Raw genomic sequence first — 21,385 nt, 5'->3', positions numbered from 1 at the left:
GCGCCCCGGCGGCGCCGGGGGGCGATAGGGTCGGCGCTCGTGCTGATTGTGCTGCCGCCATCGGAAGGGAAGGCCGAGTCGGGAGACGGCCCGCCCGTGGACGTGGCCGGGCTGGGATTCCCGGCGCTCACGCCCGCCAGAATCCGGGTCCTGGACGCGCTCACCGCCGTGTGCGAGCGGCCCGACGCGCAGGCCGTGCTCGGGCTGCCCGCCGGACGCGTGGCGGACATCGCCAGGAACCGCGCCCTGCGCACCGCGGCCACGCTGCCCGCGGCGCGGCTGTACACCGGCGTCCTGTACGACAACCTCGGCCTGGCCACGCTCGACGCGGCGGCGCTGGCGAGGGCGGAGCGGCGGCTGGTGGTGTTCTCGGGGCTGTGGGGCCTGCTGCGGCCCCAGGACCGGGTGCCGCCCTACCGGTTGTCGATGGGGGTCCGCCTGCCGCCTGTGGGCAATCTGGCCGCGTTCTGGCGCCCCGCCATCGGCGAGATCCTGGACGAGACGCCGGGGCTGGTGGTGGACATGCGCTCCACGACGTACGCGGCGGCGTGGCGTCCCGGGGCGCGCGCGGTCTCGGTGCGGGTGGTGCGCGACGGCAAGGTCGTCAGCCACATGGCCAAGGCCACCCGCGGCGCGCTGGCGCGTTCCCTCCTGCTGTCCGACGCCGAACCGGAGACCCCGGAGAAGCTGGCCAGGCACCTCGCCGACCTCGGCTACCGGGTCGAGCTCGGCCCTCGGCCCCGCCGCGGCGAATCCTGGACCCTCACCTGTCAGGCGACCGTCTGAGACGGGCGTCCCCGTCCCCCATGCCCCTCGCGCGGGGTGCGGGACGCGCGACGGGCTTCGGGACGGGTTGCGGGCTTTCGGGACGGGTTTCAGGACGGCCCGGCTAGGCCGGGACGGGCACGTTGAGCCGGGCGCAGGCGCGCTGGTACTGGTGCGCCGGATCACCCAGGTGCGACCAGGGCAGGCGGCTGCCCCGGCCCCCGGTTCTGGCGAGGTGGCCCCGCGCGGGGCGGCGCAGGTCGGCGGTGTAGAAGGCGGCGCCGAAGATGTTGTGCGCCTCGATGCCGCGGGGATGCCTGCCGCGCTGCCACCAGCGGCCGGCCGCCGCGACGATCTCGCGCAGCGCCTCCTCGGGGAACCAGGCCCCGCGGGACATCGGGCTGCGGCCGGCGGCGGCGTTCTCGAAGTGCGCGAGCGGGACCAGGGCGGGCAGCGGGTCGCTCTCGGGAGCGCGCGCGGCCTGGGTCCTGGCGAACTCCAGCATCTCCTGGGCGGTGCCGCCCCACGCGGGCGAGAGGGTGGTCAGGCGGGCCACGTTGGCCGGGAACAGGGTCGGATAACGACGAGCGGCCTCGAACCAGACCGAGTCCTTGTCGGACCGGGGCCGGTCGAGGCCGAGTGCGACCCACATCATCGCCTCCCAGGGCACCGGGTCGGCGGGGATGAGGGAGGCCGCCGTGAGAAGGGGCCGCCGTGCGGAGTCCATCGCCTGCTGGAAGGACTGGAGCCGGTGCGCCTGTACGGCCCTGGCCCGCACGTCGGGTTTGAGCTGCCAGGCCTGTTCCACCAGTGTGCGGCCGAGCCACAGCCACAGGTCCGGATTGGACCGGTCCTGCTGGATCAGCCGCTCTATCGCGGTGCTCGCCCCCATCGCGGCCCGCGAGAGCGCCTCGACCCGCAGCGCCCGGAGCTCCGGATCGCCGCGTGTCGCGGCGAGAACCGGCACCGCCGCCGCGAACGATCCGTGGCGCACCGCGGTCACCGCGTCGTCGAGCATTACGTCCGCCCACGGACGATCCACGATCATCCGTGCCCCCCGGGCGCGAAGCTTGTCCACTTCGATCACACCCATGTCGGGCGAGCCTAGAAGCGGATCACGCGCCACATGCTTCGGGAATGTTACACCCAGGTAAACCAGGGATCACCGGACGCGACGTCGCGCCCGGTGACCGATACGACGACCTAGTCGAGGTAGTCGCGCAGCACCTGGGAGCGGGAGGGGTGACGCAGCTTGGACATGGTCTTGGACTCGATCTGCCGGATGCGCTCACGCGTCACGCCGTAGACCTTGCCGATCTCGTCCAGCGTCTTGGGCTGGCCGTCGGTCAGCCCGAACCGCATGGAGACCACGCCCGCCTCGCGCTCGGACAGGGTGTCGAGCACCGAGTGGAGCTGCTCCTGGAGCAGGGTGAAGCTGACCGCGTCGGCCGGGACGATCGCCTCGGAGTCCTCGATCAGGTCACCGAACTCGCTGTCGCCCTCCTCGCCGAGCGGGGTGTGCAGCGAGATCGGCTCGCGGCCGTACTTCTGCACCTCGATGACCTTTTCAGGGGTCATGTCCAGCTCGCGCGCCAGCTCCTCCGGGGTGGGCTCGCGGCCGAGGTCCTGGAGCATCTGCCGCTGCACCCGCGCCAGCTTGTTGATCACTTCGACCATGTGGACCGGGATGCGGATGGTCCGCGCCTGGTCGGCCATGGCCCGGGTGATCGCCTGGCGGATCCACCACGTGGCGTACGTCGAGAACTTGTAGCCCTTGGTGTAGTCGAACTTCTCCACCGCGCGAATGAGACCGAGGTTGCCCTCCTGGATCAGGTCCAGGAACAGCATGCCGCGGCCGGTGTAGCGCTTGGCCAGCGAGACCACCAGTCGGAGGTTGGCCTCCAGCAGGTGGTTCTTGGCGCGGCGGCCGTCCTCGGCGATCCACTCCAGCTCGGCCCGGACGTCGACCGGGAGCTTGTCGCCCTCGGTGGCGAGCTGCTCCTCGGCGAACAGGCCGGCCTCGATCCGCTTGGCCAGCTCGACCTCCTGCTCGGCGTTGAGCAGGGGGACCTTGCCGATCTGCTTGAGATAGTCCTTCACCGGGTCGGCGGTGGCGCCGGCCGCGGCGACCTGGGCCACCGGGGCGTCATCGTCGTCGTCGGAGAGGATCAGCACCTCGTCGTCGCTCTGCGCGACCTCGGGCTTGGCGTCGCCGTCGGCCTCGGTGTCGGCCTCGGCCTCCACCTCGATGTCGTCGCCCTCGTCGGCGTCGTCGGCCTCGTCGGTGACGTCCTCGTCGTCGAGCTCGAAGTCCTCCAGCTCGACATCGACGTCGAGATCGAGGTCGTCGTCCTCCTCGTCCTCGACGTCGGCGCCCTTGGGCTTGGTGTCGACCTTGACCTGGTCCTTGGCCTCGGGACGCGCCGCGGGCGCGGCGGGGGCCGCCGCGGCGGCGGCCGGCGCCGGAGTCTCGGGCTTGGCGACGGGCTTCTTGGCAGGAACCGCCTTCTTCGCCGGGGCCGCGGCCTTCTTGGCCGGCGGCTCGGGCCGGGCCTTGCGGACCGCGGGCTCCGGCTCGCTGACGACCGCGGTGACGGTCTCCGGCTGGGGCTCCTTGGCGGCCGCGGAGGCGGCCTTGGTCTTCTTGACGGGGGCTGCGGTGCGACGCTTGCCCGAACCACGAGACCTCTTGGGCGCGGCGGCCGAGTCGGCGGCCGTCACCACCACGGTCACACCCTCTTTGCTGAGGCTCCGCAGGAACGCGGCGGCGTGTGACATCGGGATGTCGGCCTCCTCGAAGGCCTTGCGGACATCCTCGGACTCGAGGAATCCCTGCGAGCGCCCACGCTCGAGCAGTCGCTGAATGACGGGCTCGTTCAGCTCTGATGGCTTAGAGCGAGTCGAACTTGCAGGCGACACGAACACCTCTCGAACGAACGCGTGGCGACAATGGACCCAGGTGCCCCGGCGAGGGGCGGATGGCTTCTCAGTTGTGGCGGCGATGCCGGACGGACCGCGGCGGACCTGCCCAGCATTGTGACATGACACCGCGTTCCATACGGCCGCCTCCCGGCGGTTGCCCTCCACCCTAGGCCGCGCCAGAGACTAGTGCGTACGTATGCGGCGCACTGATATCCGAAAGCAACCGTTATGACTGTTTCATTCAGTCACTCTTCGTCGCAGGAGGGACGTGGATCGCTAGCACCGTAACATCATCATCCTGTTCATACGCCGCCAACATGCGTTCGACCAGGAAATCCAGCAGCATGTGCGGGCTGCCGATGACTTCCGGCGGCGCCTCGGTCACAACCGAGCAAAGCTCCGCGAGTCCGGCGTCCAGGCCGCGCTTGCGGTTCTCGACCAGGCCGTCGGAGTACAGCACGGCGGTGTGGCCAGGGGGCACGCAGAACCGGAACTGCCGCCGGCTGGTGGGCCAGCCCAGCGGCGTGCCGGGCTCGCCGTCGCACAGGATCGGCACGCCCTGCGGCGAGACCAGCAGCGGCGGCGGGTGCCCGGCCAGGGCCAGCGTGCCCTCGCCGGTGCCCGGCTCGACCACCATGTAGGCCAGGGTGGTGACCTGCTCCTCCTCTTCGGTGGCCTCGAACACCCGGTCGAGGCCGGTGAGGACGGCCGCGGGCGGCGGGTTGGTCAGCGCGAGCGCGCGCATGGCGTTGCGGATGCGGCCCATGCCGGCCGCGGCCTTGACGCCCTTGCCCATGACGTCGCCGACGACCACGGCGACCCGGCCGTCCTGCAGCACGAAGGCGTCGTACCAGTCGCCGCCGACCTGGACGTGGCGGCTGCCGGAGCGGAACCGCTGGGCGATGGTCAGCCCCGGGACCACCGGCAGGCTGTCGGGCAGCAGGCTCTGCTGCAGGGTCTCGGCGGTGCGGTGCTCGCGCTCGAACAGGGTGGCGCGCTCGACCGCCAGCGCGCACTGCCCGGCCAGCGCCTCCAGGAAGACGCCGTCCTCCTGGGAGATCTTCTGCGGCCGGGTGAAGGCGAAGCGCAGCGCGCCGAGCGCGCGGCCCGCCGCGAGCAGGGGCAGGCCGACCCAGGCCCGCTCCTCGGTGCCGGCGGTGAACGCGGTCAGCGCCTCGCGGTCGCCGCCCGCCTCGACGAGCTGGCTGACCAGGCTCTGGGGCGACTCGGCGAAGACGGGCCTGCGGCTGTTGACCGCCAGGGTCATCACGCTGGAGTGGGACAGCGGGATCTCATCGCCCTGCGCCGGCGCCTCGGGCACCCCGCCGCTGTTGATCAGCTTCAGCGCGGCCCGCTCGGTGTCGAGCAGCGCCACCGCGGAACGGTCGGCGGCCAGGGCGGTACGGCCCACGTCGATGATGACCTGCACGACCTGCTCCACCGTGAGCGCCTCGGCGAGCACCGCGGTCGCGCCCTGGAGCCGGGCCGTGCGCAGCGCCGCCGCGCCGAGCTGGTCGGTCAGCCGCCCGCGCATCTCCTCGGCCTCGCGCTGCGGCGTCACGTCGGTGTTGGCGCCGACCCACTCCACCACCCGGCCGTGGCGCATGATCGGGACGGCGCGCACCTCGAAGTGACGGTAACCGCTGGCCCTGGTGCGCACGCGGTAGTTCCACTCGAACATCGTGCGGCCCCGCAGCGCCTCGCGCCAGGCCTCCTCGGTCTGGGCGCGCTCGTCGGGGTGCACGGCCTCGATCCAGCCGTGGGCGAGGTACTCCTCCAGCCCCTGGCCGGTGATCGCGCGCCACTGCGGCGCGTCCTCCAGCACCGCGCCCGACGGCGAGGTGATCCACACGAGCTGCGACTGCGCCTCGACCAGCGACCGGTAGCGCTCCTCGCTGCGGCGGAGCTGCTCCTCGGTCTCGCGGCTCTCGGTGACGTCCACGCCGACCAGGACGACCGCGCGCAGCACCCGCTCGTCGTCGTGCACCGGCGAGAAGGTCAGCGCCCAGTGCCGGCTCGCGCCGTCGGCGCTGCGGACCCGGATGCGCAGGTCGCTCCCCTCGACGGTGCGCCCGGTCTCGGCGACGTCGTGCACGGCCGACTCGATCACGGCGGTGAGGTCGGCGGACAGGACCTCGCCGGGCGCCCGGCCGAGAAGGTCCTCGGCGGGCACGCCCGCCACCTGGGCGAAGATCCCGTTCACCCGTTGGAAGCGGCCGTCGAGGTCGAGGAAGGCGAAGGCGTAGGGACTCTGCAGGATCAGGCCGTCGAGAAGGCCCGCGTCTGAGATCTCCACACCAGACTCCCGGGGACGGGGCACGGAGGTCTCGGCGCTCATGGTCGGCACCTCCGTCGCGTGCCAGGGTCTCCCACGAGGCACATCTCCAAACTCGAAAGTCGGTGTGGGGCAGGTCCGGGGGACCGGATCCTGCAGTACATCATCTGCGATGGGCATGCGCGGACGGAAGCCCCGGCAGCCATGCGGTCAACGCATCCTGTCAAAAACGCTTCACCACCCGCAGCAGGATCAACCTACTTTTTCTTCGCCGCCTGCTTGGCCTCCTGCTTCGTCAACCGGACTTTCGCCAGGCTGTCCCCATCGACCACGTCGGCGACCGACCGGAACACCCCCTCCTCGCCGTACGGCCCGGCCGCCTCCCGCCAGCCGGGCGGCCGGACGCCGAGCTGCTTGCCCAGCAGGGCCAGGAAGATCTGCGCCTTCTGCCGTCCGAACCCGGGCAGGTCCATCAGGCGTCCGAGCAGCTCCCGGCCGTCTCGCACATCCCGCCACAGCTCCTCCGCCGAACCGTCGTGCTGCTCCACGAGGTACGCGGCCAGCGCCTGGACCCGCCTGGCCATCGACGAAGGGTAGCGGTGGACGGCCGGTTTGCGGGCGAGAAGCGCGGCGAAATCGTCGGGATCGTATTGGGCGATCACCTCCGGCGACAAGTCCCCGCCCAGGCGGTCGGCGATCGTGCGCGGGCCGGCGAAGGCCCACTCCATCGGGATCTGCTGGTCGAGCAGCATCCCGACCAGCAGGGCGAACGGGTCGCGGCCGAGCAGCTCGTCGGCGTCGGCCCGCTGCGCGAGCTGTAAACGCATGCGACCAGCTTCGCATGTCGGGGGCAAGGGGGTTGACAGCGGCGGGAGAAGATATGGAATGGGAGCGCACGTCCTATAAGCGAGGGAATGGGACCCAATTCCATGCCCGCACTGACCAGAGATCACCGCACCATCACGCCGCGCGACCCGGCGTCCGCCGCGGCGGGCGGCGCCCCGGCGTTCCGTGGGCCCCGGCCGTCCCAGGAGTCACGGGAGTGCCGCGAGCTCGTGGCCGCCCACCTGGCCGAGGAGTTCCTCAAGGTGCCGGTGGAGGACGTCGCCAAGTGCGTCGCCGACGTCTGGGCCTGCGCCGAGCACCTCGGCTTCCGCCCCACGCCGGAGGTGGTGGAACGGGTGGCCCGCGAACACCTCCTCGCACTCGTGAACTCATCTCCCCCATCACGGATTCCTCGGTAACATAGGGGTCACCGGGCCGCGTTCTACGCACCCTTCCGGCCGGGAATGCGAGAGGGTCGGGTCGTGAGCGAGCAAAGCGAGCGAACCAATGAGCACACCAGCGATCTCGCTCACGGTGCCGACGAGGCAGGCGGCGTGAGCGGGCGTGCCACCACGCACGGCCACCTCCGGCCCGCGCGGCCGTCGCAGGAGGTTGCGTGACCCACCGAGCCACCATGCACCACCCCCCTCGACCCCGCCACCCCGCCCCCGCCACCCCCGCGACGGACGCCCACGCCAGGAACCACGGCACCCCCGAACCCCCCACGCGCGACCACGACCGCGGGGAGCATGCGCACCCCGCCACCGCGCCCGGCGACGCCGCGTCCGCTCGTGGCCGGGAACGTGAGCGGCGCGCCGCGACGGGCGGCGGGCGGCACGGGCACGCCGCCACGGCGGCCGGTGCCGTCCGCATGCTTCCGCCGCGCGCCAGCACAGCGCCCGGCCGGGGATCGGAGGCGTGCGGACAGCGCACCGCCACACCCACCCTCGCCGGGCACACCGGCGCCCCCGCCTGCCACGCCGCGCCCCCGCCCGACGACCACGGCAGCGCGGGCGGCGCGCATCCCGCCCCCACGCCCGACCGCGGCCGAAGGCGCGGGGCGTGGGGACGGCCCACCGCGGCGACCGTCGCCGACGCGCGGCATCTGAACGTCCGTCCGGCGGGTCCCGCCACGGCCTCTGCCGATGCCCTTCCGGCAGGCGGCCGGGGCTGCGGGGCGTGCGGGCGCGCCGGCGGCCGGGGGCGTGGGCGGCGCGTCACGGTCGCCGTCCGTGTGTGGCATGCTCGGTGCGGCCGGGTGGCGGGCGGCTGGGAGTATGGGGGGTGCCGGCGGGCCGTCGTGGTGGTCGAAGGGGCGGGGAGTGTGCTGCCGGGCGGTGTGAGGGGTGTCGTGGGGTGGGGTGTGGCTAGGGGGGTCGTGTGAGCCGTCGCCATCGTCGTACGCCGGCTGACACGCCGCCGCCGGATGACGTGTTCGCCGAGATGCTGCTCGCGGCGCGGGAGCTGCTGGCCGTGCGCAGCCCGCTGGACGCCGAGCTGATGGTGTCCGACATGATCGGGGCCTGGTGGGGCAAGCGGCTGCACGGCGGTGACGTGGAGCAGGTGCTCGGGGAGGGACTGGTCGACTACGCCGCCAAGGCCGGCACGCCGGCGGGCCTCACGCTGCTGATCGCGATGGCGTACCTCGGCACCGCGCGGCAGGCGGCGAAGGCCGAGGGGGCCGCGCTGGCGCTGATGGAGTCGGGCGTGGCCCGGCCCGGGTGGGCCGACCGGGTGGGCGCGGTCAAGCCCGCCGGCTGTTACGTCTCGCGCGACGCGTACGGCGACCAGGACACCGTCGTGTGCACCTTCGCCTACCGGTCCCCCGGCTCCTACCGCTCGGGCGCGCCGAGCTCCCCGGAGGAGGGCGAGGACCGCCACGCGCTCGTCGTCGTGGTGGACTACAACATGCGCGGCATGGCCCGCGACGCGTGGGTCTCCTCCCAGGTGGACAAGCTGCTGGAGCAGGCGAGCGCCGAGGCCGGCGGCAACCCGATGCTGCGCTTCGAAGAGCTGGAGCCCCAGCAGGCCCGGGCGCTGCTCGAATCGGCCATGAAGGCCACCCGCGACGGCTTCGACCGCAAGGGCCCGCCGCCGGTCAGCGACAGCTACGGCACCTACCACGCCTTCGCCCGCGCCCGGATCAAGGCGCTGCCGCCCGGCCGCAAACGCCCGGCCCCGCTGCACACCGAGGCGCCCTACAGCCGCGAGCGGCGGGCGATGCTGGCGGCGGAGTTCCTGGCCTCCGACGCGGCCGAGCACCTGTCCGACCCGTCGGCGGCCTCGCGGTGCGCCGACCACATCATCGACTACGGCTGCGAGCAGGACTTCATGCGGCCGATGCGGGTCAGCCCGACCAAGTGCGAGACCTTCCTGCTCGACTGGTTACCGAAGAAGATCATGCTGAGCCCGGCGGAGCAGGAGGCGGTGCCGTACGTGCTGTCGGCCTGGGTGCGCTTCGCGGGGCGGCGTACCGGCCTGCCCGAGGAGGGGGTGCGGGCCACGCTGGACGCGGTGTGGGAGGCCACGGCGAAGTTCGCCGAGGCGTACCGCGACCCGACCACCGCCTTCGGGCTGGACCGCGAGCTGGTGGCGCGGCTGCTGCCCGACGGCGACCTGTCGGCGCTGGCGCGGCGGGCGTTCGCGTTCCCGTTCCTGCAGGGCGCGGCCGGTGACATCCTGCTCGACCGGCTCAACCCGGCCGACGACGGCGACCGGCGGCTGCTGATCGAGCTGGACCACGCGGCCGAGCGGCACCGTCCCGACTACCAGGAGCACCTGGCCTGGCACGAGGAGATCGCGGCCCGGCTGTGGGAGGGCGACCCGCCGCAGTTGTGGGAGGCCGCGCAGCGGCTGCTGGACCTCGGGCACGACCGTCACGACGTGCTGCACGTGCTGATCGAGATCGCCGAGCGCATCGGCGACCACCCCGACGAGCTGGCCGCCGCCCTGGACGACATCGCCGACATTCCGGACGCACCGCCCGCCTGATCGGGATCGCACTCCCTAGAATTTCCTTCTATGACGGCCATGTACCTGCCCAAGGGCGCGGGGCGATACGACGCGACGGTGCACACCCAGGGCCCGTGGCATCCGGAGCAGCAGCACCTCGGCCCGGTGACCGGCCTGCTGGTCCACGAGCTGGCCCGTACGGCGCCGCGGCCCGGCCTGGCGCTGACCAAGCTGGCGGTGGACGTGTTCGCGCCGGTGCCGGTCGCCGAGGTCGAGGTGCGCACCGACGTTGCCCGCGACGGCAAGCGGGTCCAGTGCCTGTCCGCCTCGCTGCTCGCCGGCGGGCGCGAGCTGGTACGCGCGACCGCCTGGCGCATCCGCGAGGGCGAGACCCCCGCCACCGGCGCCGCCCCGCCGCCCGCCCCCGTGCCGCCCGCCCAGCCGAGGGAGTCGGCCTCGTGGCTGGCCAGCGGGTTCGGCTACGGCCGGGCGATGGACTGGCGGTTCGTGGCCGGCGACCCGCAGCACACCGGCCCGGCCACCGTCTGGGGCCGGTCCACGGTGCCCCTGGTGGAGGGCGAGGAGATGACGCCGCTGGAACGGCTGGCCGTCTTCGCCGACAGCGGCAACGGCGTCAGCTACGCGCTGGACTTCGACTCCTACCTGTTCGTCAACGTCGATCTGTCGATCTCGCTGTTCCGCCCCCCGCAGGGGGAGTGGATCTGCCTGGACGCCGCCACCACCATCGGCCCCGCCGGCTGCGGCCTGACCCGCACCACCCTGTACGACCGGTCCGGCGAGGTCGGGCAGGCCACCCAGACCCTGTTCGTGGCCCCGCGCCCGGGGCGGGAGGCGGACTCCGCGGGGTGATCACAGGCGTAGGCTTGAGGGCGTGATGGACGGGTCCCACCAGGAGATCGATCTCAACGCCGACCTGGGCGAGGGGTTCGGCGTGTGGCGGCTCGGCGACGACGAGGCGCTGCTCGACATCGTCACCAGCGCCAACGTCGCGTGCGGGTTCCACGCCGGCGACCCGGTGACGATCCGGCGCACCTGCGCCGCCGCGGTGGACCGGGGGGTGCGCATCGGCGCCCAGGTCTCCTACCGCGACCTGGCCGGGTTCGGCCGGCGCGAGATGGAGGTCGATCCCGAGGAGCTGTGCGCCGAGGTGCTGTACCAGATCGCCGCCCTCGACGGGATCGCCAGGGCGATGGGCGGCGAGGTGTCCTACGTCAAGCCGCACGGCGCGCTGTACAACCGGGTGTGCCGCGACCGCGAGCAGGCCGAGGCCCTGGTCGCGGCGGTGGCCGACTTCTCCCCCGCGCTCCCGGTGCTCACCCTGCCCGGCTCGGTCGTGCACGAGGCCGCCGCCGCCCAGGGGATCGCCACGGTCAACGAGGCGTTCGCCGACCGGGCCTATACGCCCGAGGGCGCGCTGGTCTCGCGCCGCCTGCCCGGGGCGGTGCTGCACGACCCGGCCGAGGTCTCCGCCCGCGCGGTGCGCATGGCCGTCGAGGGCGAGGTGACCGCCCGCGACGGCTCGCGGGTGGCGCTGTCGGCCCGCTCCATCTGCGTGCACGGCGACACGCCGGGCGCGGTGACGCTGGCCCGCTCCGTACGCCAGGCGCTGACCGACGCCGGCGTCCGGCTGCGGCCGTTCGCATGACCACGCCCGCCGGCGAGGGCGCGGTGCCGATCCACAGGGCCGGGGAGCACGCGCTGCTGGTCGAGACCGGCGGGCTGGCGGCCTCCCACCGGCTGGACGCGCTGCTGCGGGCCGAGCGCCCGCCCGGCGTGACCGAGATCGTGCCCGGCCCGGCCACGGTGCTCGTCGTCGCGCCGGGCGCCGACCCGGTCGGGCTGCGCGCCCGCCTGTCCGCCCTGGCCGCCGCCGCGACGGCCAGGCAGGAGGCGGGCACGGCCGCGGCGGCGCCGCTCGTACGGGTGCCGGTGACCTTCGACGGCGCGGACCTGGCCGACGTCGCCGCGCTGACCGGGCTCGGCCCGCAGGAGGTGATCGCCCGGTTCTGCGGGTCGGAGTTCGTGGCGGGATGGCTGGGGTTCGCCCCCGGCTTCGCCTACCTCACCGGCCTGGACCCGGCGCTGCGCGTGCCGCGCCTGGACACCCCGCGCACCTGCGTGCCCGCCGGCGCGGTGGCCGTCGCGGGCCCGTACGCCGCCGTCTACCCCGCCGCCTCCCCCGGCGGGTGGCGGCTGCTCGGCCACACGACCCTGCGCGTGTGGGACACCGGCGCCGACCCGCCCGCCCTGCTCCGCCCCGGCACCCGGGTGCGCTTCGAGGCGGCGGTCCCGTGAGCGTCGAGGTGCTCTCCCCCGGCCCCTACGCCACCGTGCAGGACCTCGGCCGCACCGGCTACGCCCATCTCGGCGTGCCCCGCTCCGGCGCCGCCGACCCGCGCGCCCTCACCCTGGCCAACCGCCTGGTGGGCAACCCCGAGGGGCACGCGGGCATCGAGCTGACCCTCGGCGGCGCCCGCCTGCGCTTCGCCGCCCCCGCCTGGATCGCGGTGACGGGCGCGCCGTGCCCGCTGACCCTGTCGGGCCGCGCGGCGGGCATGTGCGCGCCCCTGTGGGCCCCGGCCGGCGCCGAGCTGCGGGTGGGGGTGCCGGCGCGCGGCCTGCGCACGTACGTGGCCGTGCGCGGCGGCCTGGCCGTCGCCCCGGTGCTGGCCAGCCGCTCCACCGACTCGCTGTCGGGCCTGGGCCCGCCCCCGCTGCGGGCCGGCGACGTGCTGCCGGTGGGGCCGCCTGGCGGTCTCGGCCCGATCGTGGTGGACGCGGCGCCGTACGCGCCGCCGCCCGAGCGCCCGGCCCTGCGGGTGATCCCCGGCCCCCGCGACGACTGGTTCACCCCCGACGCGCTCGACCTGCTCTGCGGCGCGCCGTACGAGGTGAGCCCGCACAGCAATCGGGTGGGCGTGCGGCTGCGCGGCCCGGCCCTGGCGCGGTCACGGGGCGGCGAGCTGCCCAGCGAGGGCATGGTCGCCGGCGCGATCCAGGTGCCCCCCGACGGGCAGCCGATCGTCTTCCTGGCCGACCACCCGCCCACCGGCGGCTACCCCGTGATCGCCGTGGTGCGCGCCGCCGACCTGCCGCTCGCGGCCCAGTTGCGCCCCGGCGACACGGTGACGTTCCGCCGCGCCTGATCCGCCGAAGGTCAGGGCTCCAGGAGCGCGGACACGCGGTCGGCCTCGTCGGCGAGCGGCCCGGCCGGGACGTCCTCGAACAGCTCGAAGGCGAGCTTGCCGGACTTGGCCTCCCAGACGCCGGCGATCCGGCCCCGGTAGACGACCACGGGCGAGATCCAGCCGGCCGTACGGCTGACCTTGGCGCGGACGGCGGCGGGCAGCAGGGGCTCCAGGTCGCGGGGGGCCGCCAGGACGTACTGGTCGAAACCCGGCAGGAGGTGCACGGACTCGGACGGACGGGTGGCGGCCAGCGAATCGACGTGCTCGGCCAGGGCGAGCATGGGCCACCCCTCGACGTCGATCTCGACCGCGTCGGAGCCCAGCCCCGCGAACCAGGCCCGCAGTACGGCCTTGCGCGACTGGCCGCGGAAGAGCCAGGCGTCGAACATCTCGGGGGTGGCCGGGCCGTGGGCGCCCAGGAAGGCGCGGGCCAGCAGGGTGCCGGCCTCGGCCGCGGGCAGCGGGGCGACGCCGGGGGAGGTGAAGGTGACCCGGCCCTCGCGGGGCGGGCCGTAGCACAGCTCGCCGAGGAAGCTGAGCGGCTTGAGCAGCGCGCCCCAGCCCGAGGTCAGGGCCTCGCGCAGGTGCTCGTCGCCGGTGACCTCGATCACCGACTCGACCAGCTCCTCGCGGGTGAGCACCCGGCCGGCGAGCGCGCGCGGCACGGCGTCGATGACCTTCTCGATCTCGGCGGCGGTCACGCCGTGGCCGCGCTGCCAGGAGCCCTTCTCCCAAAAGCGCAGCGAGCCGAGCGTGCCGAAGTAGACCGGCAGCTCGTCGGCGGGCACGAGGTGCAGGGTGCCGCGCATCAGCCAGGTCTTGGCCAGCGTGCCGTCCTGCCACAGCGCCGACTCGACCTCGCCGGGGTCGGGCCGCTCCTGCCGCACCGCCACCGCCAGGCGCGCCGAGGACGCCACCTGGGACTGCACCCCGCACAGCCGGCGCACGATCGACACCGCGTCGCCGCCGGGCCGCGCCACGAACTGCCGCCCCAGCCGCCATGCCAGCACCTGGGGCCATGTCACCGAGACCGTCACCCCTACTGTCTACACCGCGCCACCGACAGGAAAACCGCGCTCAGCGGGTGAAGCCGATGTCGGTGTAGCGCAGGTCGCGAAAGCCGTTGGCCCCGATGTTGGCCAGCGAGGCGCGTACGGCGACGGTCTGCGGGCGCTGGTAGAGCGGCAGCACGTTGACGTTGCGCCACAGCAGGGCGTCGGCGGCGTGGGTGTATCCGAGACGGCGGGTGGGGTCCAGCTCGCCCATGGCCCGCAGCAGCGCGCGGTCGGTCGTGGGATGCCCGATCCTGGCCAGGTTGGCGTTCCAGACCCGCGGCCCGCCCGCGCCCACGGTACGGGCACCGCCGGGCGGCGTGACCGCGTCGGCGTACTGGGCGTAGGAGGCGGAGACGGGGAACGGCGAGCCCGCGTACGTGAACGGGGCGATGTCGAAGTCGCCGGGGATGACGTGCTTGGTGAAGAAGGCGTCGGCCGGCACCTCCACGACCGTCACCTTCACCCCCACCTCGGCCAGCATCGCGCGTACGCGCTCGCCCTCGGCCCGGCTCACCGCCACGCCGGCGGGGACGACGAACCGCAGCGCCGGCTCGGCGCCGTCCTTGCGCCGCACACCCGTCCGCTCGTCCAGGACCCAGCCCGCGTCCTCCAGGCGCTCGGCGGCGGCCTCGGGGTCGTACGTCCCGATCTCGTGGGAGTTGTCGCGGTAGCCGGCCTGGGTGTTCAGGAAGAAGTGGTTGCCGAGCGGCACGGCGGGCCAGCCGAGGCCGGCCAGGCCGGCGCGGGCCAGCTCGGCGCGGTCGATGGCCATGGCGACCGCCTGGCGCACGGCCGGGTCGGCGAGCCTGGGGCTCTCGCCGTTCAGGGTGAGCTGGCGGTAGCCGGGGCCCGCCGCCTGCCGCACCACGGCGTCGCGGGACGCGCGCGCCTTGGCCACCGCCTCGGCGGACATGCCGAGGTCGGTCACGTCCAGCTCGCCCGCGGTGAAGGCGCGCAACCGGGCGGCGGCGTCCATGGCCCGGAACACGATCCGGTCCAGCCTGGCCTTCTCGCCCCACCAGGCGGGGTCGCGGACCACGGTGACGGTGCGCGCGTCGGGATCGAGCCCGGCCGGCTTGAACGGGCCCGCGGTGACCGGGATCGCGTTGAGCCAGTAGCCGTTGAACGCGTCGGGCGTGGCGTTGGCCGAGCGCGGGTACAGCGGCGTGAACAGCGAGCGCCAGTCGGCGAACGGCCGGGCGAAGGTGATGACGACCTGGTGGTCGTGCGCGCCCCGCGCCACCGAGCCGATGTCGCGGTAGCCGGCGGTGCCCGCCACCTGGTAGGCCGGGTCGCGCCCGCTCATCGCCCGCCACTGGGCGTGGTAGTCCTCCCAGGTGATCGGCCTGCCGTCGGACCAGCGCGCCCTGGGGTTGAGCGTGAGCGTGACGACCTGCGCGGGCGAGCCCCGGGTCACCTCCGCCCGGGTCAGGTAGTCGGGGTCGGGGGCGACGATGCCGCGCTCGTCGGCGCGGAACGGGGCGGGCATCAGCGCGTCCATGACCGCCTCGACCTCCGGCAGGCGGCCGTTGACGTGGTTGAGGTTCCACTGGCTCGGATAGTGGTCGATGCCCCACCGCAGCGTGCCGCCCTCGCGCACCTGGCCGCGCGGGACCGGATTGATGTCGTACGCCCGCAGCGTGGCGCTCACGGCCGGAGCCGCGGCCCGCCCGCCCTCACCGCACCCGGCCAGCGACACCATGGACACGACCAGCACCGTGGCCACGACGAGCACCGCCGCCACCGCGGCGGACGCCGATCGCCGCCCGTTCTCCACGACTCCCCCACTTCGCCCACCGCACACGAGGACAACACTACTCAGAGTGATCACCCAAATGCGTACAGGCAGTGCGTCCGCGCGCGCCGCGTCGCCGTCACGCCGCGGGCAGGGTCAGGGGGCGGGATCAGCGGTCGGACAGCTCCTCGATGGCGCTGCGCACGTCCTCGCTGGTGATCGTGGTCAGGTCGGCGGCGGTGGCCGGGGTGGGCCCGGCCGCCAGGCGGACGTCACGGCGCATGGCGGCCCGCTCGAACAGGTTGCGGGCGAAGCGGCCGTTGCCGAGCCCGTCGATCAGCCGCTCGGCGCACACCACGGAGAACACCTCCAGCAGGTCCTGCCGGGCCGCGTCGTCGAAGCGGTCGCCGGCGCGCTCGGCCAGCAGCTCGGCGATCTGGGCCAGCTCGTCCGGCGTGTACGACGGGAACGCGACGCGCTGGTTGAACCGGCTGGCCAGCCCGGGGTTGGTGGCCAGGAACCGGTCCATCTCGCCGGCGTAGCCGGCCAGCACGATGACGAGCCGGTCGCGGTCGTCCTCGGCCCGCTTGAGCAGGGTCTGCACCGCCTCGGCGCCGAAGGCGTCGCCGCCGGAGTAGCCGGTGTTGACCAGGCTGTACGCCTCGTCGATGAACAGCACCCCGCCCAGCGCCCGGTCGATCAGCTCGTTGGTCTTGATCGCGGTGGAGCCGAGGTGCTGGCCGACGAGGTCGGCGCGCTGGGCCTCCACCACGTCGGGGCGGGCGAGCAGGCCGAGCGCGGCGAAGATCCGGCCGAGGATGCGCGCGACCGTGGTCTTGCCGGTGCCGGGCGGGCCGACGAAGACGAAGTGCCGCATCTGCGGCGGGGTGGGCAGGCCGCGCTCCTGGCGCATGCGGGCCACCCTGAGCTGGGCGGCTATCGCGTGGACCTGGCGCTTGACGGGTTCGAGCCCGGCCATGCGGTCGAGGTCGGCCAGGGCCTCCTCCAGGGTGGGGGTGGCCTGGTAGCCGCGGAAGCGGGCGGTGAGCTCCTCGAACGCCTTGGTGACGTCGGCGGCGGTGGTGGTGACCAGGTCGGCGGTCGTGGGCGAGCCGCCCGCGCCCACGACCCGTACGTCGCGGGCCTGGGCCGCCGCCTCGACCAGGCTGCGGGCGAAGCGGGCGTTGCCCAGCTCGTCGATCAGCCCGCGCCTGATCACCTCGTCGTAGAGCCCGGTCAGCGCGGCCCGCGCGTCGGGCGCCATGCGGTCGCCGCGCCCGGCCTGCAGCAGCTCGGTGATCCGCGACAGCTCCTCGGCGGAGTAGCTGGGGAAGGTGACCCGGGTGGAGAAGCGGGAGGACAGGCCGGGGTTGGAGGAGAGGAACGCGGTCATCTCCTTCTCGTAGCCCGCCAGGATGATGATCAGCCGGTCGCGGTCGTCCTCGGCCCGCTTGAGCAGGGTCTGCACCGCCTCGGCGCCGAACCGGTCGGCCTGGCCGTCGCCGGTGTTCATCAGGCCGTACGCCTCGTCGATGAACAGCACCCCGCCCAACGCCCGGTCGATCAGCTCGTTGGTCTTGATCGCGGTCGCGCCGAGATACTCGCCCACCAGGTCGGCCCGCTGGGCCTCCACCACATAGGGGGTCTCCAGCAGGCCGAACGCGTAGAAGATCTTGGCGACGGTGCGGGCGACGCTGGTCTTGCCGGTGCCGGGCGGGCCGACGAAGACGAAGTGCCGCATCGGCGGGTCGGTGGTGTAGCCGGCCTCGGCGCGCAGCCGGGACGCCTCGATGGAGGCGGCGATCGAGCGCACCTGCTCCTTCACCGGCAGCAGGCCGATCATGTTCTCCAGCTCGGCGAGGGCGTCCTCGACCGAGATCGGCGGCGGGGGCGCGGCGGCGTCGGCCCCGGCGGGCGGCGGGCCGCCCTCGCGGGCGCGCACCCGTACGTGCCGCTGCTCCCCGGCCGTCAGCGCGGCCTTCACCCGGCGGGCGAGGACGAACCGGTACGCCAGCACGCCCGCCGCCCCGGCGTACGCGAGCCAGACCCCGGCCATCGGGTACAGCGGCGAGACGGCCCCGGCCAGCACGCCCGCGGCGAGCAGCGCGAGCAACGTGGTCATCCAGGGCGGCACCCACCGGATCAGGTGGGCGGCGCCGCCGGCGACGACGCCGAGCGCGATCAGCAGCGTGGGGCCCGGCGAGCCCGGCTCGAAGAAGGCGGCGAAGATCGGCAGCAGCAGCATCCACCCCGCCACCACCAGCGCGGTGGCCGCGGCGCGCGGGAAGCGCAGGGTGAGCGCCACGAAGGCGAGCAGCAGGACGCAGCCCACCAGCGTGTTCACGATCGACCAGCCGAGGGCGACGGCGAGCGCGAGCGCGATGACGAGCACCGCGGCGTACGCCATTCGCCGCGTGAATGGGGAAAGCCGAAAATAGCGAACACGCACGTGTTCGAACAGATCCCTAGCCGCAGCGCGCCCCGCCGGCCGGGCCCTGTCGGAGTCCCGCATCAAGCCTCCCCGGTTCGCCCCCGGTTATACCGCAACCGAGCGACGTTTGGGCGCGGGCGCCCAGAGCGTGTTTCGGCGTGGCGCGCGGCCGGGTTCCACGCGCCTGCCGTCTCGCGAGGAGCCGGTGTCACTGTCCGGCATTCCGGTCGGATGCGGCCGACAAACCTCGCGATTTCCGCGCCGAGGTCCGGACCGGCGTCTTCCTGCAGCAAATGCCCCGCTCCGGCGATCACGGGATGCCCGATCCCGCGCGCTCCGGTCGGACGACTCGTCCGGGAACGGCGCGTCGTACGCCGCGCGCACCTCGTCCGGCGGCTTCGTACGGCAGCGCGCCTGCACGAACCTGCGGGCGTCGCGGACCGGCGCCGCGGCTGCCGCCCGCCGGGACCGGCGCCGGCCCTCGGGCATGGGAATGTCACCGGCCGGCAAGCCCGTGCCGGCCGCGACGATGGCCGCGATCCGCTCCGGATGCGCCGGGCCACGCGCACCCGCCAACGCGCGGGCCCACTCCACTGGGCGTGCCGACGAGCGGCCCGCCGTGCGGGACGGCGGCCCTCAGCGGCGGCGGGACTGGTGACGTCCCGGGTACTCGCCGATGAGGACGTCCTTGGGCGTGACCCGCAGCACCTCGGCCTCCGGGTCGCCCAGGGCGATCCCGCGCACCTCGGCCCAGAAGCGCCGCTCGATGGGGTCGGCGACGAAGACCGCCACCCGGGGATCGCGCTCGGCGGCCTGCCAGGCGTCGTCGGGCGCGATCAGGCGCAGCTCGCCCGCCGGGCCGATGGAGCTGACGGCGCCGACGGCCAGGGCGCGCGGGCCCGCGTCGTCGGCGTACGCCAGGACGACGCCGCGCGAGGACACCAGCGCCCGGCGCACGGCCTCGCTCAGGCCCACCGGCGCGCGCACGTCGGCGGGGAGCCTGCCGCCCCACCCGTCCGCCATGGCCAGCGAGGAGCGCCACGGGCCCGGGGAGCCCCGCCACCAGGCGCGGGCGGCGCGGGCGGCGAAGACCGCGGCCATCAGGGTCAGCGCCGCCAGCGCCACCCTCCCGCCCCACGCGGGCACCTCCGTACGCGGCGCGCCCGCGGCCTCGACGAGCCGTACCACGCCCGCCCCCGCCAGCGAGGCCGAGGCCAGCACCAGGAGCAGCAGCGCCGCCGCGAGGGAGCGGTCGGCGGCCAGCACCCGGCGCACGTTCGCGCCCAGCCGCCCCGACCTGCGCACCCGCAGCAGCGCCAGCGGCACCGCCAGCGCCGCCACCGCCACGCCGGTCTCGCCCGCCACCAGCGACAGGCACCCGACGAGCCCCGCCGCCGACCATCCGCGCACCGCCACGATCCACATGGCGATGCCGGTGTCGCGCCGCGCCGTACGCTCGGGCAGCGCGACCGCGAACTCCGCCAGCGCCCGCACCGGCCGCCCCCGCCACGCCTCCGCCAGCACCCGGACCAGGGCCGCGGCCGGCCCGTTGCACACCACCAGGCCGGCCAGCCCCGCCCACAGCGGCTCCCACGAGACCGGCCCGGCGGCGGACCAGGAGGGCAGCATGAGCACCGCCGCCGCGTACGCGAGCGCGGCCAGCGGCGTGAGCGCCACCGCCACCGTCAGCCACAGATCGCGGCCCAGCATCTGCGGCACGTACGACCAGATGCGCACCCGCCGCGCCTGCCGCACCGTCGGCACCGCCGCCAGCGCCAGCACGACCAGCCCGCCGATCTGCGCCTGCGCCCGCATCCCCGTCCAGAAGGCGGCCACCGCCACCAGCGGAAGCGCCAGGGCCAGCAGGACCCGCACCTGCCGCGACCACACGTCCAGCGCCCGCCGGGCCCGCCCGGTCTCCCGCGGATCGGCGGCCCACGCCGGATCATGGTGACCGCGCGGCCGCTCCCAGCACAGCAGGGTCAGCCCTAGGTTCACCCGGGCCACCGGATGATCGTGCGCGCCGCGCAGCGCGGCGCGGTAGGCGCGCGCGGCGCGCTCATGCTCGCCACGGACCAGCGCGAGGTCCCCGGCGAGCACGTGTACGTCCGGCTCCTCCGGCGCGAACCTGACCGCCTTGCCCGCCTGGGTCCACGCCTCCCGCCACCGCCCCGGCACCCGCCGCAACGCCGACCCCAGCCGCAACCGCGCCGCCCACGAACCGGGCGCCAACCGCACCGCATGCTCGGCCGCGACCACCGCCTCGTCGTCCCGCCCCAGCCGCTCCAGCGCCAGGCTCTCCAGCCGATACCCCCACTCCAGCCGCGAATCCCGCCCCAGCGCCTCCCTGGCCGCCTCCAGCGCCGCCTCCGGCATGCCGGCATCGAGCAACCGCACGGCCAAGCCACACCACTCACGCGGATCATCGGGATCCGCAGCCCCCGACACACTCACGCGGCTCTGCTCATGGCCCGTGCTCCGCACGGGCGGGCTTGGGCGCCCCGCAGGGTCGCGTCTTCCCTCGTCGCTCCGGTCGCTTCGCTCCCGCCGCTCCTCAGTCCAGACGCGACCCGCGCCCAAGCCAACCACCACCCCGTCACCGCACCTTGATTCCGGAACCCGCTCACCGGACGGCTCACCCGGTCACGCTCCTTGCCGATTGGGGCCTCCCGACGCCGGCACGGGCACCACCCGCATGGCACCCAGCGGCCACCACCCGGGTAGCGCTCGCGCACCAGGACGGCCGCCCCTGCTCCAGCCCCGCCAGAGCCGATGCCGCCCATCCCAGACAGGACCGCGCCCACAGGCCGCGCACCCCACCGCCAGCGCCCAGCCAGACCCACGACCGCACCTCCCCCCGCGCCGCAAGTGGCCCCGCCGCCAGCGGCCCCCAGGCCAGAAACGGCCCGCACTAGGCGCATGGCGCGTGCGCCACGCACACAGCCCTCCCGCACCGCGACGGCCACGCCTGCTCCCCTCACGCCGGGACCGATGCCACCCATCCCGGACACGACCACCCCACCCACAGGCCCCGCACCCCACGAGCGGCGCTCATGCAGGCCGACGGGCTGCGCACCCCACAGGCGGGGCTCATGCACGCCCACGACCGCGCCTTCCCCTGCCGCGTCAGTCAGCCCGCCGCCGAGGGCCTTCTCCAGACCCGAGACGGTCTGCACCGCGCTCAGAGCGCCGGGAGCGGGGTGCAGGCAGCGCTCG

Annotated in this window: 15 protein-coding genes; 7 read left to right on the top strand and 8 right to left on the bottom strand. The window is 74.5% G+C overall.

Translation table 11 applies throughout. From position 1 onward, the window contains the following. Window positions 1–39: 39 nt before the first annotated feature. Window positions 40–786 carry a YaaA family protein gene (locus HNP84_RS24090; RefSeq protein WP_185052144.1) on the top strand — a complete coding sequence of 249 codons (747 nt, stop codon included), beginning with the start codon at window positions 40–42 and terminating at the stop codon, window positions 784–786. Between the two features lie 103 nt (window positions 787–889). On the opposite strand, the gene HNP84_RS24085 is transcribed toward HNP84_RS24090, so the two are convergent. The 4 genes from HNP84_RS24085 to HNP84_RS24070 all read right to left on the bottom strand — a co-directional run bounded on the left by HNP84_RS24085 (window position 890) and on the right by HNP84_RS24070 (window position 6,789). Next, a complete protein-coding gene (locus HNP84_RS24085; protein WP_185052143.1) occupies window positions 890–1,858 on the bottom strand; it encodes a hypothetical protein in 969 nt (322 codons plus the stop codon). A 110-nt stretch (window positions 1,859–1,968) separates the two neighbouring features. Further along, the gene (locus HNP84_RS24080) at window positions 1,969–3,684 is read right to left on the bottom strand and encodes an RNA polymerase sigma factor (protein WP_185052142.1); all 1,716 of its coding nucleotides are present in this window, start codon (window positions 3,682–3,684) and stop codon (window positions 1,969–1,971) included. A gap of 244 nt (window positions 3,685–3,928) precedes the next feature. Beyond that, on the bottom strand, window positions 3,929–6,025 hold the full coding sequence (locus HNP84_RS24075; protein WP_185052141.1) for a SpoIIE family protein phosphatase: 2,097 nt from the start codon (window positions 6,023–6,025) through the stop codon (window positions 3,929–3,931). 194 nt (window positions 6,026–6,219) lie between these two features. Then, window positions 6,220–6,789: an HhH-GPD-type base excision DNA repair protein gene (locus HNP84_RS24070; protein ID WP_185052140.1), complete on the bottom strand. Its 570-nt coding sequence runs from the start codon at window positions 6,787–6,789 to the stop codon at window positions 6,220–6,222. An 87-nt stretch (window positions 6,790–6,876) separates the two neighbouring features. Here HNP84_RS24070 and HNP84_RS51225 point away from each other — a divergent pair, with 87 nt between their 5' ends. The 6 genes from HNP84_RS51225 (at window position 6,877) to HNP84_RS24040 (ending at window position 12,906) form a co-directional block, all read left to right on the top strand. Then, window positions 6,877–7,206 (top strand): hypothetical protein, encoded by a 330-nt coding sequence (locus HNP84_RS51225; protein ID WP_221336715.1) that lies wholly within the window; start codon window positions 6,877–6,879, stop codon window positions 7,204–7,206. 1,024 nt (window positions 7,207–8,230) lie between these two features. Beyond that, the gene (locus HNP84_RS24060; RefSeq protein WP_221336686.1) at window positions 8,231–9,778 is read left to right on the top strand and encodes a hypothetical protein; all 1,548 of its coding nucleotides are present in this window, start codon (window positions 8,231–8,233) and stop codon (window positions 9,776–9,778) included. Between the two features lie 30 nt (window positions 9,779–9,808). Further along, window positions 9,809–10,609 (top strand): thioesterase family protein, encoded by an 801-nt coding sequence (locus tag HNP84_RS24055; protein WP_185052139.1) that lies wholly within the window; start codon window positions 9,809–9,811, stop codon window positions 10,607–10,609. Between the two features lie 25 nt (window positions 10,610–10,634). Beyond that, the gene (locus HNP84_RS24050; RefSeq protein ID WP_185052320.1) at window positions 10,635–11,405 is read left to right on the top strand and encodes a LamB/YcsF family protein; all 771 of its coding nucleotides are present in this window, start codon (window positions 10,635–10,637) and stop codon (window positions 11,403–11,405) included. Then, complete coding sequence (locus HNP84_RS24045) at window positions 11,402–12,055, top strand: 5-oxoprolinase subunit B family protein (protein WP_185052138.1); 654 nt, start codon at window positions 11,402–11,404, stop codon at window positions 12,053–12,055. The genes HNP84_RS24050 and HNP84_RS24045 overlap by 4 nt, the downstream gene beginning before the upstream one ends. Further along, window positions 12,052–12,906, top strand: a complete 855-nt coding sequence (locus HNP84_RS24040) for a 5-oxoprolinase subunit C family protein (RefSeq protein ID WP_312925599.1) — start codon at window positions 12,052–12,054, stop codon at window positions 12,904–12,906. The genes HNP84_RS24045 and HNP84_RS24040 overlap by 4 nt, the downstream gene beginning before the upstream one ends. An 11-nt stretch (window positions 12,907–12,917) precedes the next feature. On the opposite strand, the gene HNP84_RS24035 is transcribed toward HNP84_RS24040, so the two are convergent. The 4 genes from HNP84_RS24035 to HNP84_RS24020 all read right to left on the bottom strand — a co-directional run bounded on the left by HNP84_RS24035 (window position 12,918) and on the right by HNP84_RS24020 (window position 20,566). Next, window positions 12,918–13,973, bottom strand: a complete 1,056-nt coding sequence (locus HNP84_RS24035) for a winged helix DNA-binding domain-containing protein (RefSeq protein ID WP_185052136.1) — start codon at window positions 13,971–13,973, stop codon at window positions 12,918–12,920. A gap of 52 nt (window positions 13,974–14,025) precedes the next feature. Next, window positions 14,026–15,780 carry an ABC transporter family substrate-binding protein gene (locus tag HNP84_RS24030; RefSeq protein ID WP_312925598.1) on the bottom strand — a complete coding sequence of 585 codons (1,755 nt, stop codon included), beginning with the start codon at window positions 15,778–15,780 and terminating at the stop codon, window positions 14,026–14,028. A gap of 127 nt (window positions 15,781–15,907) precedes the next feature. Further along, on the bottom strand, window positions 15,908–18,145 hold the full coding sequence (locus tag HNP84_RS24025; protein WP_425586028.1) for an AAA family ATPase: 2,238 nt from the start codon (window positions 18,143–18,145) through the stop codon (window positions 15,908–15,910). A gap of 660 nt (window positions 18,146–18,805) precedes the next feature. Then, window positions 18,806–20,566, bottom strand: coding sequence for a hypothetical protein (locus HNP84_RS24020; protein WP_221336649.1), 1,761 nt, complete (start codon window positions 20,564–20,566; stop codon window positions 18,806–18,808). Window positions 20,567–21,385: the final 819 nt, after the last annotated feature.

The organism is Thermocatellispora tengchongensis, from assembly GCF_014202315.1.
GTDB lineage: Bacteria > Actinomycetota > Actinomycetes > Streptosporangiales > Streptosporangiaceae > Thermocatellispora > Thermocatellispora tengchongensis.
This window is presented reverse-complemented; position numbering and strand designations above follow the sequence as displayed.